The organism is Tenacibaculum sp. SDUM215027 (assembly GCF_050566205.1).
Classification (GTDB): domain Bacteria; phylum Bacteroidota; class Bacteroidia; order Flavobacteriales; family Flavobacteriaceae; genus Polaribacter.
On record NZ_JBNXUE010000002.1, the window covers coordinates 34,155 to 51,706 of the forward strand.

The 17,552-nt window shown below is 31.7% G+C and carries 15 protein-coding genes; 13 read left to right on the top strand and 2 right to left on the bottom strand.

Annotated features, from left to right (window positions below; all coding sequences use genetic code 11):
* Window position 1: 1 nt before the first annotated feature.
* Window positions 2-778, bottom strand: coding sequence for an IclR family transcriptional regulator (locus tag ACQYZ7_RS06235; RefSeq protein ID WP_430728914.1), 777 nt, complete (start codon window positions 776-778; stop codon window positions 2-4).
* A gap of 134 nt (window positions 779-912) precedes the next feature.
* Between ACQYZ7_RS06235 and kynU the strand changes: the two genes are divergently transcribed.
* Both kynU and ACQYZ7_RS06245 read left to right on the top strand, forming a co-directional pair.
* On the top strand, window positions 913-2,172 hold the full coding sequence (gene kynU, locus ACQYZ7_RS06240) for a kynureninase (protein WP_430728915.1): 1,260 nt from the start codon (window positions 913-915) through the stop codon (window positions 2,170-2,172).
* Complete coding sequence (locus ACQYZ7_RS06245; protein WP_430728916.1) at window positions 2,172-3,569, top strand: FAD-dependent oxidoreductase; 1,398 nt, start codon at window positions 2,172-2,174, stop codon at window positions 3,567-3,569. Before kynU ends, ACQYZ7_RS06245 begins: the two co-directional genes overlap by 1 nt.
* A 4-nt stretch (window positions 3,570-3,573) precedes the next feature.
* On the opposite strand, the gene ACQYZ7_RS06250 is transcribed toward ACQYZ7_RS06245, so the two are convergent.
* The gene (locus ACQYZ7_RS06250) at window positions 3,574-4,332 is read right to left on the bottom strand and encodes a helix-turn-helix domain-containing protein (protein ID WP_430728917.1); all 759 of its coding nucleotides are present in this window, start codon (window positions 4,330-4,332) and stop codon (window positions 3,574-3,576) included.
* 241 nt (window positions 4,333-4,573) lie between these two features.
* Between ACQYZ7_RS06250 and ACQYZ7_RS06255 the strand changes: the two genes are divergently transcribed.
* The 11 genes from ACQYZ7_RS06255 to ACQYZ7_RS06305 all read left to right on the top strand — a co-directional run bounded on the left by ACQYZ7_RS06255 (window position 4,574) and on the right by ACQYZ7_RS06305 (window position 17,538).
* The gene (locus tag ACQYZ7_RS06255) at window positions 4,574-4,969 is read left to right on the top strand and encodes a molecular chaperone Tir (RefSeq protein ID WP_430728918.1); all 396 of its coding nucleotides are present in this window, start codon (window positions 4,574-4,576) and stop codon (window positions 4,967-4,969) included.
* An 11-nt stretch (window positions 4,970-4,980) separates the two neighbouring features.
* Entirely contained in the window at window positions 4,981-5,694 is a 714-nt protein-coding gene (locus tag ACQYZ7_RS06260) for a PspA/IM30 family protein (RefSeq protein WP_430728919.1), read from the top strand.
* Between the two features lie 2 nt (window positions 5,695-5,696).
* Entirely contained in the window at window positions 5,697-6,407 is a 711-nt protein-coding gene (locus ACQYZ7_RS06265) for a hypothetical protein (RefSeq protein ID WP_430728920.1), read from the top strand.
* Between the two features lie 28 nt (window positions 6,408-6,435).
* Complete coding sequence (locus ACQYZ7_RS06270) at window positions 6,436-8,505, top strand: flotillin family protein (RefSeq protein ID WP_430728921.1); 2,070 nt, start codon at window positions 6,436-6,438, stop codon at window positions 8,503-8,505.
* An 88-nt stretch (window positions 8,506-8,593) separates the two neighbouring features.
* Complete coding sequence (locus tag ACQYZ7_RS06275) at window positions 8,594-13,432, top strand: DNA repair ATPase (protein ID WP_430728922.1); 4,839 nt, start codon at window positions 8,594-8,596, stop codon at window positions 13,430-13,432.
* 1 nt (window position 13,433) lies between these two features.
* Window positions 13,434-13,952 (top strand): DUF1697 domain-containing protein, encoded by a 519-nt coding sequence (locus tag ACQYZ7_RS06280; protein ID WP_430728923.1) that lies wholly within the window; start codon window positions 13,434-13,436, stop codon window positions 13,950-13,952.
* 64 nt (window positions 13,953-14,016) lie between these two features.
* A complete protein-coding gene (locus ACQYZ7_RS06285) occupies window positions 14,017-14,430 on the top strand; it encodes a RidA family protein (protein ID WP_430728924.1) in 414 nt (137 codons plus the stop codon).
* A 51-nt stretch (window positions 14,431-14,481) separates the two neighbouring features.
* Window positions 14,482-15,924 carry an aldehyde dehydrogenase gene (locus ACQYZ7_RS06290; protein ID WP_430728925.1) on the top strand — a complete coding sequence of 481 codons (1,443 nt, stop codon included), beginning with the start codon at window positions 14,482-14,484 and terminating at the stop codon, window positions 15,922-15,924.
* Complete coding sequence (locus tag ACQYZ7_RS06295; RefSeq protein WP_430728926.1) at window positions 15,917-16,135, top strand: DUF6500 family protein; 219 nt, start codon at window positions 15,917-15,919, stop codon at window positions 16,133-16,135. Before ACQYZ7_RS06290 ends, ACQYZ7_RS06295 begins: the two co-directional genes overlap by 8 nt.
* A 2-nt stretch (window positions 16,136-16,137) precedes the next feature.
* The gene (locus tag ACQYZ7_RS06300; RefSeq protein ID WP_430728927.1) at window positions 16,138-16,914 is read left to right on the top strand and encodes an SDR family oxidoreductase; all 777 of its coding nucleotides are present in this window, start codon (window positions 16,138-16,140) and stop codon (window positions 16,912-16,914) included.
* Window positions 16,915-17,010: 96 nt separating this feature from the next.
* Complete coding sequence (locus tag ACQYZ7_RS06305; protein WP_430728928.1) at window positions 17,011-17,538, top strand: 3-hydroxyanthranilate 3,4-dioxygenase; 528 nt, start codon at window positions 17,011-17,013, stop codon at window positions 17,536-17,538.
* Window positions 17,539-17,552 lie beyond the last annotated feature (14 nt).

Below are 17,552 nucleotides of genomic sequence, written 5' to 3' on the forward strand. Positions count from 1 at the left end.
GTTATAAGTTTTCGAAGCTTTGTAAAGATTGCTCTATTTCTGTTGCGCCCTTTTGTAAAATAGTAATATAATTTTGAACATTTTCCATTCTAAATCTACTAGAAGGTCCAGATGCGCTCATTCCAGCAATAACCTTTCCTTTTTTATTGTAAATGGGCATTGCTATACATACCAAACCAAGCTCGGACTCTTCAATATCTAAAGCAAATTTTTGTTGCTGAATTAATTGTAATTCTTTTTTGAGTTTTGAAGCTGAGGTAATCGTATTCTTTGTGAATGATCGTAGCGTAACAGAACTAAAAAATGTTTCTTGTGTCTCCAACGAAGAAAAGGCTAATAATAACTTCCCTATGGCGCTACAATTAACAGGAGCATAAGAACCAATAGAGGTACTTATTTTTAGTCCTTGTAAACTATCAGCTTTGTTGATATGAAAAACTTGGTGGTCTTTTAAAATACCTAGTAAAACAGTTTCCTGAATATCTAAAGCTGCTTTTTGTATTGGGATATTGGTTAAGTTTCTAAGTGATTTGTACAATGAAACTCGGTTGCCTAACTCAAATAATTTACTCCCTAATTGATATTTTTCATTATTGTTTTGATGTACCACATTCAATAAAACTAACGTGCTTAATAACCTATAGGTTGTGCTTTTGTTGTAACCAGTTTTAAGTGCTAATTCACGCACACCCCATTCTTTTTTATCATCGGTAAAAGCATCTAAAAGAGTAAAAGCTTTGATGATAGATTGATTTAAATTTTTGGAATCTGTATTCATTTTTTCTAAAAATTATTGACTAATATAATAAAAATATGTAGATTTATAAAACACTGTTTCATTAAATGAAACACTTTGATTTTTATTTTGAACTAAAAATAAAGTATCTTTAGTGTTTTTAGAAGTAAAAAAACATGCATAAAACAACACTTGATTACGCGCAACAATTAGATAAAGAAGATAAACTAGCTCATGTAAGAGATAGGTTTCATATTCCTAAAGATAAAGACGGGAATGATTGGTTGTATTTTACAGGGAATTCTCTTGGATTACAACCTAAGCAAACCCAACAATATATTCAACAAGAATTAGATGATTGGGCAAAATTTGGGGTAGAAGGGCACTTTGAAGCGCAGAATCCTTGGATGCCATATCACGAGTTTCTAACCAATTCAATGGCGAAAATAGTAGGAGCAAAACCACTAGAAGTGGTGGTGATGAATACATTAACGACGAACTTACACTTGTTAATGGTATCGTTTTATCAACCTACAAAAACCAAGTATAAAATAGTAATTGAAAGTGATGCATTTCCTTCAGATAGATACGCAGTGCAATCGCAATTAAACTTCCACGGGTTTGATACTGAGGAAGGATTGATTGAATGGAAGCCTCGTGAAGGAGAAGAATTATTACGAATAGAAGACTTAGAGAAAATAGTTGATGAACAAGGTGATGAAATCGCGTTGCTACTGATTGGTGGTGTAAACTATTATACAGGACAATATTTAGATATCAAGCGAATTGCTGAAATAGGGCATGCGAAAAACTGTATGGTCGGAATAGATTTAGCACACGGAGCAGGAAATATTTCTCCAGAATTGCACGATAGCGGAGTAGATTTTGCAGCTTGGTGTACTTATAAGTATCTAAACTCAGGACCTGGAAGTTTAGGTGGTTTATTTGTGCATGAAAAACATGCGCACAATAAAGACCTGCCGCGTTTTGCAGGATGGTGGAATCATAATAAAGAAACTCGTTTTAACATGCGTCAACCATTCGATGTAATGGCAGGAGGAGAAGGTTGGCAGTTGAGTAATCCGCCAATTTTATCAATGGCAGCGATTAGAGCTTCATTAGATATGTTTGAAGAAGTAGGGGTGGAAGCATTGAGAGCAAAATCAGAAAAACTAACAGGATATTTTGAATATTTAATCAATCAAATTGATACGGATAGAATTAAAATCATCACTCCTTCAAATCCAAAAGAAAGAGGTTGTCAATTATCTATTCAGGTAAAAAATGCTGATAAGTCGTTGCATCAAAAGTTAACAGAGAACAATGTGATTACCGACTGGAGAGAACCTGATGTAATTCGTTGTGCTCCTGTGCCAATGTATAACAGTTTTGAAGATGTGTTTAGAATGGTTGAAATATTAAAAGAATTACTGTAATGAGTAAAAAAGACAACATAGTAATTATAGGAGCTGGTTTATGCGGAAGTTTACTAGCACTTCGTTTAGCGCAAAGAGGATATAAAGTAGAAATGTATGAAAGTCGTCCAGATTTACGAACAACAGACATTTCCGCAGGAAGGTCAATCAATTTAGCCTTGTCTGATCGAGGATTCAAAGCGCTACGTTTATGTGGTGTAGAAGAAAAGGCTCGTGAGATTTGTATTCCGATGTACGGACGCTTAATGCACGACAGAGAAGGAAATACCTTTGCGTCTAATTATTCAGGTAGAGAAGGAGAGTATATCAACTCTATTTCAAGAGGTGATTTAAATGGAATTTTATTGACCGAAGCAGAGAAGCACGAGAATGTAACAATACATTTTAATACAGAGTGTACTTCGGTAGATATTGAAAATACTGTAGCACATTTTAAAGATTACAATACCAAAGAAGAGTTTTCAGTAGATGGAGATGTGATTTTTGGGACAGATGGAGCAGGATCTGCATTAAGAAAAAGCTACTATTTAGAAAGAAAATTCTTGTTCAGCTATTCACAAAACTTTTTATCTCACGGATATAAAGAATTAGAAATTCCTGCAGATAAGTTAGGAAATCACCAGATAAGTAGAGACCATTTACATATTTGGCCTCGTGGAGAGTATATGTTAATCGCGTTGCCTAATTTAGATGGAAGTTTTACGGTAACCTTATTTTTAAGCTATGATGAAGGAAAATACAACTTCAATAATTTAACTTCTGAAGAAAAAATAACTGAATTTTTTGAAAAAGAATTTTCAGATGCGTTGGCTTTAATACCAAGTATAAAAGACGAATTTTTAAACAACCCAACGGGAGCTTTAGGAACGGTAAAATGTTCACCTTGGCATTATCAAAACAAAACCTTGTTAATGGGAGATGCAGCACATGCGATTGTTCCTTTTTATGGACAAGGAATGAATGCGTCGTTTGAAGATGTAACTGTATTTGATACAATTTTAGATGCGCACAAAGGAGATTGGCAAGCTACTTTTAAAGCCTACGAAAAAGCACGTAAAGAAGATACCGATGCGATTGCCGATTTAGCAATCGATAACTTTTATGAAATGCGGGATCATGTAGCGAATCCATTATTTAAGCAAAAGAGAAAGTTAGAGATGGATTTAGAAAAAACGTTTCCAACTGAATATTTTTCAAAGTACTCTATGGTGACTTTTAATGAAGAAATACCATATGCAGAAGCGATGAAAAAAGGACGCGCACAAGACAAAGCCTTGTTAAATATGGTAGCACATAACGATTTAGATACAATAACCGATTTAAATGAGGTATTGAAAAAAGTACAAGAAGAAACCAATGAGATTTTAGAAGAAGATAAAATAGCTGGATTTAAGTAATGGTTTATTCTAATTCTCTTTTTAATTTAAAAAGTTCTTGTTCTAAAAAAGAAAGTTTGTTTTCTATGGGGGTGTTAAAATCAGGAACTCTGTTAAAAAACACGTATTGTATTTTCCATAATTCTTTTATGTCTTTAAGAGGAAATACCTTGTCGGGTACATTTTTATGATCTGCACATAGTGTTATAGAGTCATCATTAATATGAAGCCTACGTAGTATTAGTTCGTTTTTTACAAGAGTAAGAGTAAGTTCTCCGTTTTTTAAGTTCTTTATAATATTGTTTGGTATAAATTCACCTATTACTATGTCTTTAGGGTATAATCCGTTGTCGTGATTAGCCATTTCTAAATTTGTAATGGTGTAAGCTCTAAGTTTTTTTTGTGAGTTAATAGGGAGTTGAATTTTAGATAAATCATCAATAAAAGAAGTTTTATTGTAATGTTCAAGATACTGTATAGCTACTTTTTCAGTGATACAAGGAATTTTAGTGGTGGTTTCTTTGGAGGTTTTTTCTGTTTCTAGAGTTAGGTTCTCTTTAAATTGGAGTAAATTATTAACAGTAAGTTCTGAAGTTAGTAGGTTATCTATAGGAATGCTAAAATAATTAGCAATTTTTATAATAGTGTCAATTTTTGGTTCACTTCTTCCTTCTTCATAAGCCCCCAGTGTAGCTCTTTTTAGGTCGAAAAGTTCTGCAAAAGCTTGTTGACTTAAACGTTTTACACTTCTAATTTTCTTTATGTTTTTACCAAAGAATGACATGTTTTGCTAATTTTGTTTGCTAAATGTTTTTATTTTTGTATATTTGAGCAAACAATATTAGCTAATTATTTTTGTTTTTGCTAATTTTTTTAGTTTAAAAATTAGTAGGGAATATTTTAAATTAAAAATTATTGAATTTATGTTATTAATAATGTTATGTTGGGTGTCTTTGATTTTAGAAACTTTTTGTAATATTATCGCTTAAAAAAAATGCTATATTAACTAATCAAACTGCTTAAAAATGAACACATATTTTAGTAAAGTAAAGGTTTTTTTACTGGAGTTAAATTTCAATATTGTAAAAGAAAATCAAGAAGAAGGTATTTTCGTTGTTGAAAAAGAAAACGAAGGGATAAAAAACTTAATTATTGGGGTTGCAAATCCAATTATAATTTTTGAACAATATATCTTTAAAATTAAAGAGCCTAATCAAGAAGTTTTTAAAAGCTTGTTGCAAAAGAATAGAGATATAATTCATGGAGCTTTTGTCTTAGATGAAAGTGGTGAACGTGTTATTTTTAGAGACACACTTCAGTTAGAGAATTTGGACGCTAATGAGTTTGAAGCAAGTTTAAACTCGCTTAGTTTACTCTTGAGCGAATACTCAGATCACATTATTAATTTTTCAAAATATTAAAAAAAATAGATATGAATTTTTTTAGAAGACTTTTTAAAATAGGGCAATCAGAAGCAAATTCTGCAATAGATAAAATGGAAGACCCTATTAAAATGACAGAACAAGGAATCAGAGATTTAAAATTAAATCTCGAAAAAAGTTTAGAGTCACTGGCACAAGTAAAAGCATTGGCTATTCGAGCTAAAAACGATGTAGAAGAGTTAACTTTTAAAAGTCAAGATTATGAGCAAAAAGCGATATTAATTTTGAAAAAAGGACAAAATGGAGATATGGAACTTTCTGAGGCAGACAGACTAGCGAAGGAAGCTTTAATGAAAAAAGAAGAAATGAACCATAAAATATTAATGGTGAAAAAAGAAGAGTTTCAATTCAATGATTCAGTGAGTAAATTAGAGTATAATATTCAGGAAATTAAACAGAATATTAGCAAATGGGAAAATGAGTTGAAAACATTAAAAGCTAGAGTTAAAGTTTCTAAAGCAACAAAGAATTTGAATAAACAAATGGCTGATGTTGATAGTACAAGCACAGTTTCTATGTTAGAACGCATGAAAGAGAAAGTAAAACAAGAAGAGGCTCTAGCTGAAGCATATGGGGAAATAGCGAAATCTTCTAAATCAATAGATCAGGAATTATCGGAAGCGGCAGACGTTACTGAAACTTCGGCTGAAGAAAGTTTATTGAAATTGAAAGAAAGATTAGGGTTAAACGATAAAGACGCATAAAATTGAACACTTTTACCGATATTATATTTTCATCTGTAAACTTACCTTTAACAATTTTAGTGATTATACTACTATTGTATTGGGTGGTAACTATGATTTCTGGAATTGATTTCGATTTAGATATAGACGTAGATATTGATGCAGATTTCGATATAGATACAGATTCAGGTATTGAAGGAGGAAATGCAGATTTTCATGATGTTTCAAATGCAGAAGTAAATAAAGAGGATGTATTAGGAAAAAAAAGAAAACCACTAAAATGGTGGCAAATTTTTCTGATTTATTTCAACTTTGTAGGGCTGCCTTTTATGTTCACATTTACATGTTGGATTTTTATCTGGTGGATTTGTACAGTATTTTCTACTGTTTTAACAGGTAGTATAAATAATAGCTTTGGTTTTGTACTAATGTTGATAGGTTTTTTACCGTCGCTATTCATCAATAAAATATTCACAACACCTTTTAAAAGTTTTTTTAAGAACTTGAATCAACATGGAGATTTACCGATAGAAATAGTAGGTAGAGTAGGTGTTTCTTTATCTAATATTAAAGAAAAAAAATTAGGTTCAGCTGAAGTAAAAGCTGAAGGGACTCATTTGTCAATAAATATTAAATCATTAGACGGGAGTCCAATACAATTTAGAGAGCAAATCTTGATTATAAAACAAAGTCAGGATAAGTCTTTTTATTACGCACAATCATATATAAATTAAAAACAAAATTTTTTAAAAAAAAAGAACTATGACAAACAGTTTATTACAGGTTATTGGAGTAGGAGTAGGATTAATTCTATTTCTTATTATTCTATACTTTGCTATAATAGCAATGTTCTACAAAAAGGTACCACAAGGACAAGCTTTGATACGAACAGGTTTTGGAGGAACTAAAGTAGCTACAGATAAAGGGATGTATGTGATACCTGTATTTCACAGAGTAGAAATTATGGATGTATCTGTAAAAAAAATCCAAATAGAACGTTTAGGTAATGATGGATTACTTTGTAGAGACAATATGCGAGCAGATATTAAAGTTGCCTTTTTTGTGAGAGTAAATAATGAAGTAGATTTTATTAAAAAAGTAGCACAAACTATAGGTTGCGATAGAGCATCAGATATTTCAACATTAGAAGATTTATTTGAAGCTAAGTTTTCTGAGGCGTTAAAAACTGTTGGTAAAAAGTTTGATTTTACTGATTTATACGAAGCTCGTAGAGAGTTTAGGGACGAAATTGTAGATATTATTGGAACCGATTTAAATGGATACACGCTTGAAGATTGCGCAATTGATTACTTAGAGCAAACATCTGTATCTTATTTAAAAGCAGATAATATTTTAGATGCTGAAGGGATTAAGAAAATTACTGAATTAACGGCTGTACAAAACATCAAAGCAAACCTAATCAAAAGAGATGAAGAAAAAACGATTAGAAAGCAAGATGTAGAAGCTCGAGAAGCTATTCTGGAACTAGATAAACAGTTAGCAGAGAAAGAAGAGCAACAAAAACGTGAAATAGCTAATGTTAAAGCTCGTGAAGAAGCTGAAATATTAAAAGTTAACCAAGAAGAGTTATTAAAGTCTGAGTCGGCAAGAATAGTAACAGAAGAGAAAGTACAAGTTGCAGAAGAAAATAAACAAAGACAAGTTATTGTAGCAGCTAAGAACAAATTACGTACTGATGTTGTTGAAACTGAAAGAGTAGAAAAAGACAGAATGTTAGAGGCTACTGAGCGAGAGCGAATTGTTACATTAGCTCAAATTGAAAAAGAAAAAGTAGTTGAGGTAGAAAAAAAGAACATACAAGATGTTATTCGTGATCGTGTTACTTTAGAAAAAGGAGTGGTTGAAGAACAAGAGAATATGAAAGATATTCAGGCGTTTAAAACAGCAGAAAGAGAAAAACAAGTTGCTATTACATTGGCAGAAGCAAAAGCCCAAGAAGATTTAATTAAAACAATTAAAGAAGCTGAAGCACAGAAGGAAGCTGCAAAACAAAAAGCTGAAGAAATTAACATTGAAGCACAGGCGAATAAAGAAGCAAGTGAAAAAGAAGCAGAGGCTCGTAAGACATTAGCAGATGCAAAAGCAAAAGAAGAAGCTACTTTAGGAATGTCAGAGGCACAAGTAATGCATGCCAAAGCAGATGCTAGTGAGCGATTTGGTTCTATGGAAGCCTTAATTATTGAGAAGAAAGCAAAAGCTGAGGCTGTAGGAGTTGAGGCAAAAGCAGAAGCGTTAAGAAAAGAAGGAATGGCTGAAGCGGAAGTTATAAGAGAAAAAGCCTTAGCAGATGCAGCAGGAATCGAAGAGAAAGCAGCAGCAATGAAAAAGCTAGATGGTGTAGGTAAAGAGCATGAAGAATTTAAACTGCGATTAGAAAAAGACTTAAAGGTAGATTTAGCACATATTAATATTCAAAAAGATATTGCAGATGCTCAAGCCGATGTTATTAGTCAAGCATTAAAATCTGCTAAGATTGATATAGTAGGTGGAGAAACAATGTTCTTTGAGCAAATCATGGGACAAATCACCAAGGCAAAAGGACTGGACAAGATGATTGAAAACAGTAGTAATTTGCAAGAAGTAAAAGACGCTATACTAAGTAGTGATGATGTAAAAGGAAATTTAATGGAACGTGTAAGAGATTTTGCAGTGAAATATGGAATTTCTTCTGAGGATATTAAAAATTTAACAATTGCTAATTTGTTAATGAGTTTAAAAGATAGAGCAACATCTGCTGATGATCAAACACTCTTAGGAAACCTTTTTAGTTTAGCAAAAGGATTAGATATTTCTAATAAAAAGATGAGTTAAAATAATATTTTTCCGAGTATTGATTTTTCAATGCTCGGAATTTACTTTAAGTGTTTTAATATTAATTTTAAACTCGTAATTTTTTTGCATGAAAAATCAACAACTTGATGGCGGAACCTATGAGATTATCCAGAATCGTCTTCAAAAACAAAAAAAAGAGCTACTAGATAGGTTACAAAGATTAAACGAAGAAAGAAAGCTTGTATTTGGTACAGTTGAAACAAAGCTTATAGCAAATGATAGAATTAACACAGAAAACAACTGTATTGCTAGAGATATAGTTTCTTTAGGAAACACCTCAATCTTTGGGTACAATGTTCATTTTGGACTAAGAACAGTTATCGAATTATCAGATGTTTTTAGTGCATATGAGTTTAATGAAAATCGATTTCAACCTAAACCACTAGATTTTCTTCATAACGAAACCTTTATAACAGACTTTACTAACTTATATAAGTATTATCGAAATACCATTTTTGCAAAATTTGCAATTATCGATAATTACCTTCATATGGTTTTTCAATTAAGTGAAAATAAAACAGATGTAAAGACTTTTAAATGGTTAATAAAAGAAAATGAATTAGTATATGTTGATAATAGAAGTGAACATGAATACAAGTTTCCAAAGCAACATGAATTTAATTGGCGGGAAGTAACCAGAGATATGCACCGTTATGGTACGTATTCTCATATTTCTATTTTAGATAAAGTTTTTGTAGAAACTATTGGAGGTGACCTAACTATCAAGATAGAAGATAATACTGATGAAGGGAAGGGAATTCTTGAAGAACCAGTAGAACATATTGATCAAACATTGGATGACGGTCAGTTTCGTTACGCTGATTTAGGAAACCTTATTTTGCTTGAAATAAAACCATTTCAAGAAGAAGCACGTTATTTTATTTATAACCACAAATTACAAGAAGTTCAAAAAGTTGATAGTATTAAAGACTGTGCAGTATTATTGCCAGATGATCAAGGTCTTATTTTTCCTGACGGATATTATTTACAAACAGGTCAGTATAAACTTTTTCAAAACAATACTAAAGATGTAAAGTTTCAAGAGAAAATAGTTTCTCCTAACGGAGAAGATTTTCTATATGTATTTTATGCAACAATAAGAGGACTTTACATACTAATGTCTTATAATATTATCGAGCAAGAGGTAAAAACACCTATTGTTTGTAATGGCTTTACAATTTTGAAGGATGGAGAGTTGTGTTATTTTAAAACAGAAAATGAACAAACAAAACATCATGTTGTTCAAATTTGGCAAACCCCTTATCTAAAAACAGACAACATTCCTTCATCACATGAAGACACTTTGTTGTATAAGATTGGTAATAAGGATATTGTTAAAGCAATGGCAGAATGCCATGAATTAATAACTCTTTTAAATAAAGAAGATAGTTATGCTGGCTTGTACAATGACATAGCTAAGAAATCAAATGATATTAATAGTAGTTATTATTGGATAAACGAACCTGAAACAGAACAATTAAGTATACCTGTTGCAGAAATTAAAGATGCTGCCAATGCTGCGATTGATGAATTTGAAAAAGTAACTCAGTTAAAGCAACAAGCAGCAAAAGAAGGTAAGGTTATTCAAGAAAAATCGAATGTACTTTTAAGTAAGATTAAAAGTACATCGTTTAAAACAATAGAAGATTTTGTTGAATTACTAAATGAGTTACGAGTATTAAGAGGGCAGGTTATTAGCTTAAAAGATGTTCGTTATATAGCAATTGATGTATTAGAAAAAATTGAAAGTTCTATTGAAGAACAAAGCACTATTATATCAAAAAGATGTGTAGAATTTTTATTGAATGATCAAGCTTTAAAGCCATATCATAATCGTGTTCAAGAAAAACAAGAACAATTAACATCTATTAAAAAAGTAATAGATGCTAAGAAGCTTGAAAAAGAAGTAGACAAAATAACAGCAGACTTAGAACTTCTAATTGATATTGTAACAAACTTAGAGATTGAAGATACTTCACAGTCAACCAAAATTATTGATAATATTTCTTTAATTTTTGCAACATTAAATCAATTAAAATCAGGAATAAAAAATGCTATTAAGTCTTTAGGGAATAAAGAGGCTAAAGCGGATTTTGCTGCTCAATTAAAATTGATAGATCAAAGTATTATAAATTACATTGATATGGCTACTACGCCAGAAAAATGTGATGAATTCCTAACAAAAATAGCAATTCAATTAGAAGAATTAGAAGGTAAATTTGCCGATTTTGAAGAATTTATTTCTTTAATTCTTGAGAAGAGAGAAGAAGTACATAATGCTTTTGATGCTCGAAAAAGTACAATACTAGAAAAAAGAAACAAAAAAATAGAAGCATTAAGCTCTGCTTCTGAAAGAATTTTAAAAAGTATAGCAAAAAAGGCACAAAGTTTCCCATCGGTAGAAGATATAAATGGGTATTTTGCTGCTGATTTAATGATTAATAAAGTTAGAGATATTGTTAATCAATTAAAAGAATTAGAATCAGTAGGTAAAGCGGAAGCTATAGAAACGCAGCTTAAAGTAGCTAAGGAAGATGCGTTAAGAAAATTAAAAGATAAACAAGAGCTATACGAAGATGGAGAAAATGTAATCCGTTTAGGAAAACACAAATTTGGGGTTAATAAACAACCACTTGATTTATCAATAGTTTATAAAGACCAAACATTACATTATCACTTAATAGGAACAAATTTCTATCAAGAAATTCAAGACGAAACCTTATTGAAATCTGAGAAGTATTGGGATCAAGAATTAATTTCTGAGAACAACTCAGTTTATAGGTCTTCTTATTTAGCATATAAACTGTTTGCTTCTTATTCAACAGAAGAACTATTAAAACTTAATGAACAAGATTTATTAACGCTGGTTCAAAATGAAAGTGGAAGCTTGTTTGCAGAAGGATATGTAAAAGGAGTACACGATATTGACGCATTTAAAATATTACATATCCTCGTTCATAAGCACCACGAATTAGGTTTGTTAACATATACATCAAATATTAGAGGGTTTGCTCAATATTTTTGGAATTCTTTACCTAAAGAAAGTCAAGATTATTACAATTTTTCTATTAAAGCTTCAGGAGAAGTTTTACGATTCTTTCCTGAAAGTAAAGAATATGATTTTTTAATAGATAAATTATACCAAGAAATAATTGTTTTTTCAGAAGAAACTTCATTGTTTTCTAAAAAATTAGGAAAAGCAATAGCTAACTATTTATTTAGTCAATTAAATAATACTAATTCATTTGTAATTAGTGCTATTGCACTAGGAATAAAAGAAGATTTTATAAAGCAATTAACAAAGCAGGATGCATTAAATGTGTTTAATAGCAATCTTGAAAAAACTGCAAATTATACAGCAAAAATTCAATTAACTAAACAATGGGTTAGCTCTTTTATAGCATCTATAAATGGGAATAAAAATTATATACATGAAATAATTTCGTTATTACTGTTTAATCATGAACCTAACACAGCTTTACATACGAATCCTAAACAAACAATTAAAGGGTTAAAAGGTGATCATCCTACTATTATTGAAGGAGAATTTTATTTTAATTATCATGAATTTATTAAAAAGTTAGAAGTTTTTTCAAAAGAAGATGTTCCTAATTTTACAGCCTATAAAGAAGCTAAGCATTTATTGGTAGAAAACTTAAAAGAGGCTTTAAAATTAAATGAATTTAAGCCGAGAGTATTGTCATCTTTTGTTAGGAATAAATTAATAGATGAGGTTTATTTTCCTCTGATAGGTGATAATTTATCTAAGCAACTAGGAACAGTTGGAGATAATAAGCGTACCGATAGAATGGGAATGTTACTTTTAATATCACCACCTGGTTATGGAAAAACTACATTAATGGAGTACGTAGCTAATAGGTTGGGGTTAATCTTCATGAAAATTAACGGACCAGCAATAGGTCATGAAGTAACCTCGGTAGACCCAGAAGCAGCGACAAATTCAGCATCAAGAGAAGAACTCAAAAAATTAAACTTAGCATTCGAAATGGGTGATAATGTAATGTTGTATTTAGATGATATTCAGCACTGCAACCCTGAGTTTTTACAAAAGTTTATTTCTCTTTCAGATGGAACAAGGAAAATAGAAGGAGTATACAAAGGTAAGCCTAAAACGTACGATTTAAGAGGAAAGAAGTTTTGTGTAATTATGGCAGGTAACCCGTATACTGAAAGCGGAGATAAGTTTCAAATACCTGATATGTTAGCAAACAGAGCCGATATATATAATTTAGGAGATATTATAGGGGATACAGCTCATTTATTTGAACTTAGTTTAATAGAAAACTCATTAACATCAAACCCAATATTACATCAATTAAGTAGTAAGTACTTTGAAGATGTTTATGCATTGATAAATAGAGTTGAAAACAATACTCAAGAGGATGAGTTGAAAGGAAATCATACCAAACAAGAAATTCAAGATTATATTTCGGTTTTAGAAAAAGTAATAATTATAAGAAATACAATATTAAAAGTAAACAAAGCTTACATTGAATCTGCTGCGAAGGAAGATGAATACAGAACAGAACCATCTTTTAAGCTACAGGGCTCGTATCGTGATATGAATAAGTTAGTAGCTAAAGTAGTACCAATAATGAATGATGTTGAGTTGAAAAGATTGGTTTTATCTCATTACGAAAGTGAGTCACAAACATTAACTTCTTCTGCTGAGGCAAACTTATTAAAATACAAGGAATTGATAGGAGGACTATCAGAAAATGAAACAAACCGTTGGAATGGTATAAAAGAAATTTTTGCTAAGAATAATAAGTTAAAAGGCTTTGGAGGTAATAATGAAATGGCTCAAATATTAAATCAAATGATGTCATTTTCAGATAATTTAGAAGGAATTAAAGAAGTTTTAAGAAAAGGATTAGAAGATTAAAATGAACACAATTATTATTTTGCTAAGAGGTATTAATGTTTCAGGGAAAAATAAAATCCCTATGAAAGAATTAAAAGCTCTATTAGAAGAACTTGATTATAGCGATGTGAAAACCTATATTCAAAGTGGAAATATTGTGTTAAAAACGGAAGAGGATTTAAGAGAGGTAGAAAAAAGAATACATACAAAAATTAAAGAAAAATATGGCTATGAAGTTGCTGTATTGGCAAAAGAGATAAAAGAGGTAATAGAAATACTTCAAAATAACCCTTATAATCATTTGCCAGAAAAACAGCAATATTTTACCTTTTTATTTAAAGGTGTTAAAGTAGAAGAGTTAGAAGTGGATGCGAAAGAAGATGAGTTTACGATTTTAAAAGATATAGTTTATGTGAATGCAGTAGGAGGATACGGAAAGACAAAATTGACAAATAATTTTTTTGAAAGAAAGTTAAAAGTTTCCGCAACTACTCGTAACTTTAAAACCACAAATCATTTAGTAGAACTAGCTAAATCATAAAAAACGCTTTCGATCAGGGAGAAATCTTACAAGAAAAGCACTTGGAAGTTAAAAAACACAAAAAATGGACAGTAAAGTAATCAAAGGAAAGGCAGTACCAAGAGGAAAATTTCCGCATGTAAAACAAGTAGGAGATTTTATTTATGTGTCAGGAACCAGTTCACGTAGACCTGATAATTCTTTTGAAGGAGTTGAGGTAGATGAATTCGGAACTACCAACTTAGATATTAAGAAACAAACCCGAGCGGTGATTGAAAACATCCGAGATATTTTACAAGAAGTAGGCGCAGATTTGTCAGATATTGTTGATGTAACGTCATTCTTAGTAAATATGAATGATTTTGGAGGGTATAATCAAGTGTATGCAGAATATTTCGACTATAACGGACCTACCAGAACAACGGTGGCAGTACATCAATTGCCACATCCTCACTTATTGATTGAAATTAAAGTGGTAGCATATAAGAAACAGGAATAAAGAACCAAGACGAAAGAGGTTTTTCTCTTTTTTCTTTAATCTGTGAATGAAATGAACATTAAAAACTACATAAACGGAGAACTGGTAGCGCCAGTAGCTAATAATTATATCGATAATTATAATCCATCAATTGGAGAGGTCTACGGGCAAATTCCTAATTCAACTAAGGAAGACGTAGCATTAGCATATAAAGCAGCTAAGGAAGCTTTTCCGTCTTGGTCAAATACGACGTTGAATGAACGTAGAAGGATTCTTTCTAAAATAGCGAGTTTGATTCAAGAAAAACTTCCTGAATTAGCAGAAGCAGAGGCTAAGGATAATGGAAAGCCCTTAAGTCTAGCTACTGCAATCGATATTCCGAGAGCATCGTCAAATTTTCAATATTTTGCAGATGCGATTACGCAATTTTCTTCGGAAGCTCATGAGAGCGTTGGGTTAGGGGCAATGAATTTTACCTTGCGTCAACCTATTGGTGTAGTGGGGTGTATTTCTCCGTGGAATTTACCACTTTATTTATTCACGTGGAAGATTGCTCCGGCAATAGCAGCGGGAAATTGTGTGGTAGCAAAACCTAGTGAAGTTACACCAATGACTGCCTATTTACTAGGAGAAATTTGTAACGAAGCAGGTTTGCCTAAAGGAGTATTAAATATTGTTCACGGATTAGGAACTACCACAGGGCAAGCCATTATTGAACATCCAGATATCAAAGCGATTTCATTTACAGGAGGGACCACTACAGGAGCACATATAGCTCGTACAGCAGCACCTATGTTTAAGAAATTGTCGTTAGAGTTAGGAGGAAAAAATCCAAATATCATTTTTGCTGATTGTGATTATGATAAGATGTTAGAAACCACAGTCCGTTCTTCATTTGCGAATCAAGGACAGATTTGTTTGTGTGGAAGTAGAATTTTTGTAGAAGAAAGTATCTATGAGCAATTCAAAAAAGATTTCGTTCAGAAAGTATCACAGTTAAAAATAGGAAATCCGTTTGAAGCCGATACAAATATTGGAGCATTGGTATCGAAACCACACTTAGAAAAGGTAAAATCGTATATAGATATTGCTGAAGAAGAAGGCGGCAAAATTCTCTATGGAGGAAATAAAGTAGAGGTGAAGGGAAGTGAGAATGGATATTATTTACAACCTACCATTATTGAAGTTTCAGATAACCGATGTAGATTAAATCAAGAAGAAATTTTTGGACCTGTAGTAACCTTGATGTCTTTTAAAACTGAGGAAGAAGCTTTACAGCTAGCAAACGATGTAGTGTATGGTTTGTCATCAACACTTTGGACAAACAATCTGACCAGAACCATGCGAATGTCTAAAGAATTGCACACAGGAATTGTTTGGGTAAATACCTGGTTGTTGCGTGATTTAAGAACACCTTTTGGAGGTCAGAAGGCAAGTGGAGTAGGGCGCGAAGGAGGTTTTGAAGCGTTACGTTTTTTTACAGAACCGAAAAATATATGTATAAAATATGAATAAGGAAATACGACAAAAAATAATTGCTATCTGTGAAGAGAAGATTGCTGAAAAAGGAGAAAATGTAGGGCTTTCGTTTTATGCATTTTTCAAAAATAAGAATGATAATCCGAAAGTACTGATGGAAGTGGCTACTTGGTGGATTCAAACGCATCAATTAGATCATTTTGAGAAAGCAGTTAAGATTAAACAAATGATTCAGAATAACGAATAAAGATGAATTTAGAGATACAACATAAAAATGCCTTGGTATGTGGTAGTACACAAGGAATAGGAAAAGCATCAGCTATACAATTAGCAGAAGAAGGAGTAAATGTAACCTTGGTAGCTAGAAATGAGGAAAAATTAAAAGCAGTTTTAGCTGAGTTACCAAACAACAATCAAAAGCATGGATATTTGGTAGCCGATTTTTCAAAACCAGAAGAATTAAAAGAAAAGTTAGCAGCAACTGATTTACAGTTCCATATTCTAGTAAATAATACGGGAGGTCCAGCTGGAGGTCCAGTATTTAATGCTAAAATAGAAGAATTTGAAAGAGCTTTTACAATGCACTTAAAATGTAATCATGTGTTGGTACAAGCTGTGGTTCCTTTTATGAAAGAACAAAATTATGGTAGGATTATTAATGTAATTTCTACTTCGGTAAAACAACCATTAGATGGCTTAGGAGTATCAAACACCATTCGTGGTGCTGTAGCTAATTGGAGCAAAACCTTGGCAAATGAATTAGGACAATTCGGAATTACTGTAAACAATGTATTACCAGGAGCCACTGGTACTGAAAGGTTGACTGAAATTATTAATAATAAAGCAGCAAAAACAGGAAAGACAATTGAAGAAGTTGCAGAGACCATGAAAAATGCTTCTCCAGCAAAACGTTTTGCGAAACCTGAAGAAATTGCCAATGCAGTAGTGTTTTTAGCAAGTGAGAAAGCGAGTTTTATCAACGGAATAAATGTTCCTGTTGATGGTGGTAGAACAAAGTCTTTATAAAAGAATCCAGCATAAAGACTTTTAGAAACAAGACTATTTAAGTACCTTTAAAACAATCTTGAATTTGATGTCTAAAAGTTTAAAAATCTAAATAAAATGAGCAAGTTAGTACAACCTTTGAATTTCAAAAAATGGATAGATGAAAACCGTCATTTACTAAAACCGCCTGTAGGAAATAAGCAAGTATGGGACAATGGTGAGTATATCGTAATGGTTGTTGGAGGGCCTAACAATCGTAAAGATTATCACTACAATGAAACACCGGAATTCTTCTATCAATTAGAAGGAGATATGGTGCTGAAAATTATTGATGACAAAGGTAAAATGATTGATGTTGAAATTAATGAAGGAGATATTTATTTATTACCAGGAAAAGTTCCGCATTCACCGCAGCGAAAAGCAAACACAGTAGGTTTGGTTATTGAATATCCACGTGATGAGGGAATGATGGATGCTTTAGAATGGTACTGCGAAAATTGTGGACATCAATTGTATAGAGAAGAGTTTGCTTTAGATAATATTGAAACCGATATGCCAATAATTTTTGACAAGTATTATTCTGATACAAAAAAATGTACTTGTGATAAATGTGGAACAGTAATGGAAGCTCCTAATAAAGCATAGATATCTTAATAGAA